The sequence below is a fragment of the Synechococcus sp. OH20 genome (genome assembly GCF_047502685.1).
Classification (GTDB): Bacteria; Cyanobacteriota; Cyanobacteriia; order Thermostichales; family Thermostichaceae; genus Thermostichus.
Map to the genome: position 1 here is coordinate 1 of NZ_JANSIQ010000017.1, position 8589 is coordinate 8589.

The 8589-nt window shown below is 60.8% G+C and carries 9 protein-coding genes and 1 tRNA gene; 6 read left to right on the plus strand and 4 right to left on the minus strand.

Annotated elements, in window-relative coordinates; translation table 11 throughout:
* On the plus strand, positions 1-315 hold a 315-nt coding region (locus tag NW826_RS04240), incomplete at its 5' end, for a hypothetical protein (RefSeq protein ID WP_414509518.1).
* 195 nt (positions 316-510) lie between these two features.
* On the opposite strand, the gene NW826_RS04245 is transcribed toward NW826_RS04240, so the two are convergent.
* The 4 genes from NW826_RS04245 to NW826_RS04260 all read right to left on the minus strand — a co-directional run bounded on the left by NW826_RS04245 (position 511) and on the right by NW826_RS04260 (position 5911).
* Positions 511-738 carry a hypothetical protein gene (locus tag NW826_RS04245; protein WP_414509519.1) on the minus strand — a complete coding sequence of 76 codons (228 nt, stop codon included), beginning with the start codon at positions 736-738 and terminating at the stop codon, positions 511-513.
* Positions 739-787: 49 nt separating this feature from the next.
* Positions 788-1291, minus strand: a complete 504-nt coding sequence (locus tag NW826_RS04250) for a pentapeptide repeat-containing protein (RefSeq protein ID WP_414509520.1) — start codon at positions 1289-1291, stop codon at positions 788-790.
* Positions 1292-1419: 128 nt separating this feature from the next.
* Positions 1420-3474, minus strand: coding sequence for a hypothetical protein (locus NW826_RS04255; RefSeq protein ID WP_414509521.1), 2055 nt, complete (start codon positions 3472-3474; stop codon positions 1420-1422).
* A gap of 253 nt (positions 3475-3727) precedes the next feature.
* Positions 3728-5911, minus strand: a complete 2184-nt coding sequence (locus NW826_RS04260) for a hypothetical protein (RefSeq protein ID WP_414509522.1) — start codon at positions 5909-5911, stop codon at positions 3728-3730.
* A gap of 470 nt (positions 5912-6381) precedes the next feature.
* Here NW826_RS04260 and NW826_RS04265 point away from each other — a divergent pair, with 470 nt between their 5' ends.
* From NW826_RS04265 to NW826_RS04285, 5 genes are all read left to right on the plus strand, one after another.
* Complete coding sequence (locus NW826_RS04265; protein WP_414509523.1) at positions 6382-6681, plus strand: ferredoxin; 300 nt, start codon at positions 6382-6384, stop codon at positions 6679-6681.
* 241 nt (positions 6682-6922) lie between these two features.
* Positions 6923-7261: a hypothetical protein gene (locus NW826_RS04270; RefSeq protein ID WP_414509524.1), complete on the plus strand. Its 339-nt coding sequence runs from the start codon at positions 6923-6925 to the stop codon at positions 7259-7261.
* Positions 7262-7338: 77 nt separating this feature from the next.
* Positions 7339-8013 carry a Uma2 family endonuclease gene (locus NW826_RS04275; RefSeq protein WP_414509525.1) on the plus strand — a complete coding sequence of 225 codons (675 nt, stop codon included), beginning with the start codon at positions 7339-7341 and terminating at the stop codon, positions 8011-8013.
* Positions 8004-8076 (plus strand) — tRNA-Ala (locus NW826_RS04280). The genes NW826_RS04275 and NW826_RS04280 overlap by 10 nt, the downstream gene beginning before the upstream one ends.
* 81 nt (positions 8077-8157) lie before the next feature.
* Positions 8158-8475, plus strand: a complete 318-nt coding sequence (locus tag NW826_RS04285; protein ID WP_414509526.1) for a hypothetical protein — start codon at positions 8158-8160, stop codon at positions 8473-8475.
* Positions 8476-8589 lie beyond the last annotated feature (114 nt).

An 8589-nucleotide genomic window follows, 5' to 3' on the forward strand; every position in this document is an offset into this window, starting at 1 on the left:
CCCCCTCCTGCCCCCCGCGGTCGTCGTACCGATCTGGCTCAGCGAGCCGGAGTCCGTGCGGCGCAGGGCGGCGGCGGGGGGCGGGGCGTCGGTGTGGGTGTGGGCGTCGGTGTAGCCGTGGGTGTCGGCGTGGGTGCGGGCGTTGCAGTCGGTGTCGGGGTGGGCGTGGGCTCGATTAGAGATGGACTTGAAGAAGAAGAAGAACAGGCGGCCAAAAGCAGGGAAGCTAGGAAAATGGGCTGGCCGAGTGGAAAACTGCGGTTAGACATTAGCGATCTCCAACAATGGGGCTATCAAAAGCTAAGCAGCAGTTGAAGACTTGGACAAGAGCCAGCCAGCTCACCTCTGGGAACTAGGGAAAATTATTGCCCAGTTTTTGCCGCTGCGGATCCAACGGTTTTGCCCCTTCGCTGATGCGCGCCGCTTGGCTGAGAAAGCCCTTGCTTTTTGGGATGGCCTGCCCCTGCTTGCTCCTCGAACACGTTTTCCCAGGTGCTCCCGCCTCCTGGACTAGTCTTGGCTCAGGAGATAGGTGATGGCGCGGTTTCGTTGCTCGACCACGTCGCGCAGCTCGGCAATGCGGGCCCGCAGCTTGTCAATGGCCTCAAAAGCTCGCCCAATGGCCTCCGTGTTCTGGGCAATGGCCTCGAAAGCTCGGCGGATGACCTCCGTATTCTGGGCGTTGGCCAGCGTCTGCTGAGCCAAGACTTCCAGAATGGCCTCCACCCGCTCCGACATGGGCTGCTCTCGCCGGCTTGGAAGATGATCCTAGCCGGAGACCGCCGGCCTACGGGAACGGGCAAGGGCCGCGCTCCCCATTGGGGCAGATCGTCTCCCCGTCCGTCAGCACCTCCTTGAGGTTGGCCCCTGCCAGGATGGCCCCCCTGAGGTTGGCCCGCCGCAGGTCGGCCCCTTGCAAATTGGCCCCCGTCAAGTCGGCCTCGGCAAAGCTGGAATCGGGAAAGCGGGCCCCCTGCAAATTGGCCCGCCGCAGCTTGGCCCCGTTGAAGGCCGAGTTTTCCACATAGGCCTTGGCCAAATTGGCCCCCGACAAATCCGCCTGCAGGAAAATCCCCCCCTGCACCACCGCCTCGCCCAGGTGGATCCCGGCCAGTTTGGCGTTGGCCAGGTTGACCCCGAGGAGCTGACAGCCGGCCAGATTCTTGCCCTTGGCCGCCAGCACCTCTTCCGCCGTTACCTGGCGGGCATTGCTGCAGAGGGAAGGGCCCTGCGGCCTGCCGGCACACCCCAGCAGCGCCAGGCCCAACAGCCAGACCAACCTTTTGACCATACTCACCTCTTACCTAAGTCGGTGCTAGCCTACCACAGACCTCAACCCCCCTCTCCCACGATGGGGAGAAAGGGGTTGTAGAAAAAAGCCCCCAAGGGGGGGCGAAAGAAGAAAAGCAAGACCCTGCGTTACAGCGCTTTGTTGGTAAAGGTTCCAACAAAGGTGTTGTCGGCCAGACTAAAACCGGGAAGATTGGTGATACCCTTAATTCCGATCCCATTGCCTGAAGCAGTAAAGGTATTGCCCTTGACAACAGAATTGCTGCCTTTAGCGTTAACACCTATGGCAGCCGCATTGTCGGTCACGGTAATGTTGGAACCGGTCACCGAGGAACCAGAACCGTTAAACTCGATACCGGTGCTGCCCTTAGCATGTGTGTTGGCAGACATATCCACCGTCACATTTGCAGCGGTCAAGACACCTTGGCTAAGAATACCAGTGACCACAGCAGTGTTAGAGGTTGGCTGAACGCTGCCACCGACAATATTGAGGGCAACGTTAGCATCATTGCCCTTAATGCCGATAACGCCAGCAGCGCCGTCCTTGAAAGCAACGTTCACGTTCTTAAGGGTGTGGAAGCCGGATCCTTGAACCAGCAAACATGACCCAGCACCGGTGGCTGTGGCAGTACACTCGATGTTCACGCTGGTCAGACCGGCACTCGCGTTTGTAATGGTAATCGCGCCAGCGCCGGCAGCCGCATTGACGCCAGAAGTAATGTTGATATCTTGCAGCTTGTAGCCTTTGTTCAGAGTTAGCGCTTTAATCCCCATTACTAAAGTGAACGTTTTCGGCGACGGGGATTGCAGCACCGTCACCGAGCCGGCCGTCAAGGTCGGTGTGTTAATAGGGGCACCGACAATCTCGGGATTGGCTCCACCCAGAATGGTGACCACCACATCGTTGCCCGCATTGGCCGCCGTCGCCACTTTAAAGCCGGTTGGTTTTGCAATGTCCAAAGCGCTCTCAACAGTTTTCCAGGGCTGAGCTGCCGTACCCGGGAAGATATCGTTCCCATTGACAGGATCGATGAAGAAAGTTGTCGTTGAAGTGGGAGCGATGGTTACCGGCAGCTTGAACCGGCCCAGCGAACCCGCATCCAACAGAATCGATTGCGCTCCAGGAGTTGCTCCCAGGGCTGTGCTCACCTCAATCGTTTGGTTGATGTTGAAGTTAGCCCCTGTAAAGGTCAGCGAACTCAAAGTGGTGGTCAGGTCGGGCGAAGAGGGCGTCACCGTCACCGTCACCGGCGCCGTTGGAGCGCTGGCCAGCTTGACCGTAAACGGCGCTGCCCCATTTGCCGGAATGCTCAGGCTGGTCGGCGCTACTACCAGATTGGACGACTGGTCAACTGTAACATTAACTACCTTGTCGTCATAACCAGGCGCCGAGAACTTGACAGTACCGGTCGTCCCTGGAGTTGCCGTGCTCGTCACCGTTACCGTGCCGCTGAAGACACTGGGCGTAAAGTTCAGCGTAGCCGGCGTAACTGTAATGCCCGCGGAGGGCGTCGCCGTCACTGCTACGTTCCCCGACGGCTGGCTGGGCAGGGACACCGTCACCGTCTGGCTGGAGCCACTCGGAAGCGTCAGGGTGGCAGGGGTTACCACTATCTGGTTGGCGATCGGCGTGGGTGTCGGCGTGGGCGTGGATTTGGCGAAGAAGCTGTCGAGCTGGGCTTGGGTGACGTTGACACCCGAGACCTTCAGCGTGCCGGAGACAAACTGGTTGATTTTGGCGGCATCCGTCCCTACGGTAACTGCGGCAAACAGCACCGCCGCGTCGTTGCAGTTGACGGTGCCATCGCCCGTGAAGTCGGAAATAGCCGGCTTGAGCGGGTCGCCCAGCCCCGTAACCTCAGCAGCGGTGATCGGCCCTGCCTTCAGGGTATTGTTGACAAAATTCACAATCTTGGTGGAGTCGCCCGTGTTGAGGGTGCAGGCAGCAAAGAGCACCGCTGCATCCGTGATTTTGATAGAGGTCTTCACCCCGTCGTAGTAGAAAGCGATGCTGTCGGTGGCGGGAGCCGCCGTCTCGGGCAGTTGCGCCGAGATGGTGGAGGGCACCTGCGTAGCGGTGGGCGTGTCGGAAGAGCAGGCGGCCATCACCCCTGCCAGCGAGGAAGCCAGGGCCAGAGAGACCAAGGAAGAGCGCAAGCCAGGCAGAAAGTTGCGGTTAGACATCGTCCAAATCTCCGAAGATAAGGTCTTGATCAAGGGTTGAAGTCTTGACAAGCGCAGCCCGGCTCACTCAACAGGGAAAATCTCGTCCAAACCTGACAACAGAATACCCAACCAGGGGCCAAAACGTACATCAGGGAACCCAAAAACCGGGAGTGCGCAGACAAGACGGAGAAGAAAGGGCGACCTGCCGGTATCCAGCAACTCTTTTGTTGACTCAACAGAAACAGGTCGCCCTGATAGCGCTAGCCCAAGGCTAGTTGACCGAGATGGCCGGGCCGAAGTTGAAGTAGGTGGTACTGCCGGGGTTGGTGGTGTTGTCGAAGGCGGTCAGCGTCGTACCACCCACCGTAATCGGCTGCGGCGAGGCAATGGCCGGCGTCACCCGGATCTGGCCGCCGAAGGGAATGGTGAACGGCCCGGGGAAGGTGGCCACGTTGCCGGACACCGACGTGGAGGTGGCGAGGATTGTGCCATCGGCCTGGCGGATGGTAACTGTCGCGCCGGCAGGCAGCCCTGGAATGGTGAGCTGCGGGCCCGCAGGCGTCGGCGTCGGTGTGGGTGTCGCTGGCGGTGTGCCGCCTGGACGGAACTGCAGGCTGGCCCCTGGACCAAAGCCCACCGCTGAGCAGAGGGCATCCGACACCACACCGAAAACGCTGGAGGTGAAGGGAACCAGAGTTGGCGAGCTATCCAAGAAGTTCACCAGGTTGCCCGGCGCGCCTGCCAAGCTCTCGACGCGTCCACACACAGTAACGCCGGGAACGGGCGTTGGCGTGATGGTGTTGTTGAAGAAAGCCTGCAGGATGGTGCCCTCGCCGCCCAACTCCGTAGCCGCAGTTGGCGTGAGGTTGACACTCGGACGAGCGTAGATAGCTCCCGTGCCTTGGGGCGGTTGGTTGAAGACGTTGCCCGTCACCGAGGCCTTGGCAAAGGGCGAGAGGTTGCCCGAAGCCTGGGTCTGCCGATCCACAATGTCGGCAATGAAGAAGGGGCTGTTGATGGAAGCCTCAAAGCGGTTCTCGCGGATGGTGACCGTGGCAGGCTCCGCCGACACCACGTGCACGCCGGCAACCGTGTAGCCGCGCAGCAGGTTCTTGTAGATATCAGCCTGCGAGAAGTCGCAGACTTGGACAGAGACGTAGGTGTCGGCCTGCGTGGGCCGTGCGAAGTCGTTGAAGGAAACTTCTACGTTGCGCGCCCCTTGGTTGGCCAGGTCGCACTCACCAATGCCCACCTGGTAGTCCGCCGCCGGGCCGCCTGCATCCGGATCCGATCCGCGGGTGCCCGTAATCCGGAAGCCGTTGCCCTCCGTTCCCCCCAGGGTGGCGTCGTTGGCCAAGATCTTGACGTTGCGCAGCGTGCTCGTGCCGTCGAGGGAGTTCAGCGTCAGGCCCGGCTTGTCAACAGGGATCACGATCTCGCCCTCTGCCGTGAAGGAGCCAGGGCCCGCCGTCACCGTCGGGTTGGGGCCAGCCGCCTCGGCAATGGCGCGGGTGATGGAGAGATAGACGTTGCTGGTGTTGCTGTTGAAGGCAAAGCCGCTGCCTGCCGCCACAATGGCCCGCCGCTCGATGGCGTTCAAGCCGCTGCCGCGGTCGTCACGAATGGCGTAGACGTTGGCCGTCGCCGTTCTTGGGGTGATGGTGTTGCCGGTAAAAGTCAGGCTCAGCCCCGTCACCGCCGACTCAATAAAGATGGCGGCAGAGCCGGCACCCACATCCTGGGCCGTAGGTCTGATCAGCTGATCTGAGATGTCGGGGACAGCTTCGTAGCCCAAGAAGATGTTGTTGGTTTCCACCCGGAGGTTGATGCCCGCGTTGTCGCCGGCAATGCGGATGCCTGCCGAGCTGCCCGCGCCAGCCACAAACAGGTTGGAGCGGGTAACCGTCAAGTTCTTGGAGGTGGCGCCGGCAGCCGCTGAGCCAAAGCCGATCGCCACCCCGCGCGAGGCCGGAGGGGTCACGGTGGGGAAGAGGACTATATCTACGCCGGTAACGGTGACTTCGGTGGCGTCTTCGGCGTTGATGCCGTACTCAATGGACGCCAAGGAGCGGGTGTTGAGGATGGAGAAGTTCTCCAGGACGACGCCGGAAGCGTTGTTCGTCACCTGAACCGGCGCACCGGTAGCCCCACCTACCACGACGGCATCGCCCACATCGCCGGTTGCGCCGCGCACCGTGACGTTGCTGCGGTTGATCACAATGTTCTGGCGGTAAACACCCCGCCCCAGAACCAGGGTGAGAGGCCGAGTGCGATCGGAAGTCTCAATAATCCGGTTAATGTCGGTCTCAGGCGTAACGTTAATCGTGCCTGCCGGCGCCGGAGTTGGCGTGGGAGTTGGCGACGGGGGAGCCGGGGGAGCTGGCGGCGGTGGGGGCGGCACGGGCACCGCAGGGCCAGCGCTGTCCTCGCCGCAGCCCGTCAGGATCACAGGCACAAGTACCACGGCAGACGCTAAAGTCAGAGAACCAAGTGACTTCAGCAGCCACTTCTGCATTGTTCCGTTCATTTTTCTCCTCTTAACCAAAAAAGTAGGGTTCGGCTGAACACTTCCCTCAACTTACCCGATCAACTGGCCCAAAGCAACTGATGAAGCTAGGGGCTTGCCGTTCGGTTGGGAGACGCATACGCGCTTGTTTCAGCGCTTGCTCTGGTTACTCCGTAAATCATACAGGCAGATCTGGCCAGGTTGGCAAGTCTTGCCCTTTTTTTCCAAGAGAAGTTGGGATCCCTGGGGATACAGCGCAGTCTGGGGGGGGCGGGTGGGATCCTTGCTGGGCAGGGGGTTGACGCTTCGCCCCCAAAAAACCGGAAGATCTGCCTACTTTCTCCGAAAAATGGTGCTCGCTCCGGGGCAGAAGGGTGGCAGGATGAGGAGTGGATGTTTTTTCTGGAGACCCAACCAGGATGGCTACCTACAAGGTCACTCTGATCAACGAAGAGCGAGGCTTGAACGTCACCATCGATGTGCCGGACGACGAGTACATTTTGGATGTGGCGGAGGAGCAAGGTTTGGAGCTGCCCTATTCCTGCCGCGCCGGGGCCTGTTCGACCTGTGCCGGCAAGCTGGTGAGCGGCACGGTGGATCAAAGCGATCAATCCTTCCTGGATGACGATCAGATCGAGCAGGGCTATGTGTTAACCTGCGTGGCCTACCCTACTTCTGACTGCACCATCATCACCCATCAAGAAGAGGCGCTGTACTGAGGCCCTCACCCCCGACCCCTCTCCCTGAGGGAGAGGGGTTTTTGTTTTGAGTGATCCTTTCCGGCAGCCTCAAGCGCTCTGCGCTGCTGATCCCTCACCCCCGGCCCCTCTCCCAGCCCAAGCGCTCCGCGCCGCTAACGCGACCACCCCCAACCCCTCTCCCTGGGGCCCTCACCCCCAACCCCTCTCCCTGAGGGAGAGGGGAGTAGGATTTTTTTATCCTCTGTAGAACTTTTTGACGATGACCCCAGAACAAGAAGAGTGGTTAATCCGAGCTGTCCAGGAGCTGCAGGCTGCCCAAAAAGAGCTGCAAGCTGCCCAGCAGGAGCTGCGCCTTGTCCAACAAAATCAACAGGTTCTGATTCAGGAAGTCCGCGAGGGGCAGGCGATGCTGGCGCAGTTTTTCCGCGAGGCGCTGGATCGCTTTGACGAGCGCACCCGCGCTATTGACCGCCGCACTGAGGCTTTGGAGAGACGCACCGAAGCCCTGGAACGACGCACGGAAGCCTTGGAGCGCCGCACCGATGAGATGGCAGAGGAGATGAGGGATTTGCGCCGCGATTTTTTGGAACGGCGGTAGCCCCTCACCCCCATCCCCTCTCCCTGAGGGATGACCCTCACCCCCGACCCCTCTCCCGGAGGGAGAGGGGGGTTAGGATGGCAGCAGAGCAGCCTTTGGAGGTGGCTGTGGCTTTGACGACGGGATCCGTTTCTGCTTCTGGATCGACAACGGCTCGCCTGAGTTTGGCAGAGTACCTCAAGTATTCCGATGGCGGCGATACCCGCTATGAGCTGGTGGCGGGGGAGTTGGTGCCGATGGCCCTTCCAACCGGACGGCATGTCCAGATTGTGGATTTCCTCAATACCGCTTTTCGAGCTGAGATCCGGCGCCAGGGGCTGCCGTGGACTTCTCAGCCGCTGGCTATCGGGATCCAGTCGCCGCGGGGCAACCGCTGGGATACGGTGCGGATCCCGGATGTGGTGGTGCTGCCTTTGGAGCAGTGGCAGGAGATGGGATCCCGAGAGGCTCTCATTCGCTTGGAGGATCCGCCGCCGCTGTTGGTGGTGGAGGTGGTGAGTGAATCAAGCCGGGCGGCGGACTACCGGGCCAAACGGGCGGAATACTGTGTTTTGGGCATTGGTGAGTACTGGATTGTGGATCCGATGGAGGAGAAGGTGAGCCTGCTGCTGTTGCACGAGGGCTGGTACGACCTGCTGGAGCTGAAGGGATCCGAGCGGGTGCCCTCGAAGGTTTTTGCAGGGCTGGAGCTGCAGGCGGGGGAGATCTTGGCGGCGGACTTGGGTTATTCTGGTAAAGCCACGGGGAGTTAGCTCAGTTGGTAGAGCGCTGCGATCGCACCGCAGAGGTCAGGGATTCGAGTTCCCTACTCTCCATTGCCCTCACCCCCGGCCCCTCTCCCTGAGGGAGAGGGGAGTTGGTGGTAGGATCTTGGCATCCTCTCGCTCTAGTTGATAATGACTCGGGAACAAGAAGAGTGGCTGATCCGCGCTGTTCAAGAGCTGCAAGCGGCCCAGCAGGAGCTACGTCTTGTCCAACAAAATCAGCAGCTTCTGATTCAAGAACTGCGAGAAGGGCAGGCAATGCTGGCTCAGTTTTTTCGCGAGTCCATGGATCGCTTTGATGCGCGCACCCGCGCTATCGAGCGCCGCACGGATGCCCTGGAGCGCCGAACTGAAGCTCTGGAACGGCGCACTGACGAGATGGCCCAAGAGATGAGGGAGATGCGGCAGGAGATTCGGGATCTGCGCCGCGATTTTTTGGAACGGCGGTAGGCCCAAGCGCTCCGCGCTGGCCCTCACCCCCGGCCCCTCTCCCTGAGGCCCTCACCCCCGGCCCCTCTCCCTGAGGGAGCAGCCCCTCACCCCCGGCCCCTCTCCCTGAGGGAG

Bases quoted from the DNA above. Each gene is read 5' to 3' on its own strand.
- NW826_RS04245 (WP_414509519.1), bottom strand. From the start codon at position 738: ATGTCGGAGCGGGTGGAGGCCATTCTGGAAGTCTTGGCTCAGCAGACG.
- NW826_RS04250 (WP_414509520.1), bottom strand. From the start codon at position 1,291: ATGGTCAAAAGGTTGGTCTGGCTGTTGGGCCTGGCGCTGCTGGGGTGT.
- NW826_RS04255 (WP_414509521.1), bottom strand. From the start codon at position 3,474: ATGTCTAACCGCAACTTTCTGCCTGGCTTGCGCTCTTCCTTGGTCTCT.
- NW826_RS04265 (WP_414509523.1), top strand. From the start codon at position 6,382: ATGGCTACCTACAAGGTCACTCTGATCAACGAAGAGCGAGGCTTGAAC.
- NW826_RS04270 (WP_414509524.1), top strand. From the start codon at position 6,923: ATGACCCCAGAACAAGAAGAGTGGTTAATCCGAGCTGTCCAGGAGCTG.
- NW826_RS04275 (WP_414509525.1), top strand. From the start codon at position 7,339: ATGGCAGCAGAGCAGCCTTTGGAGGTGGCTGTGGCTTTGACGACGGGA.
- NW826_RS04285 (WP_414509526.1), top strand. From the start codon at position 8,158: ATGACTCGGGAACAAGAAGAGTGGCTGATCCGCGCTGTTCAAGAGCTG.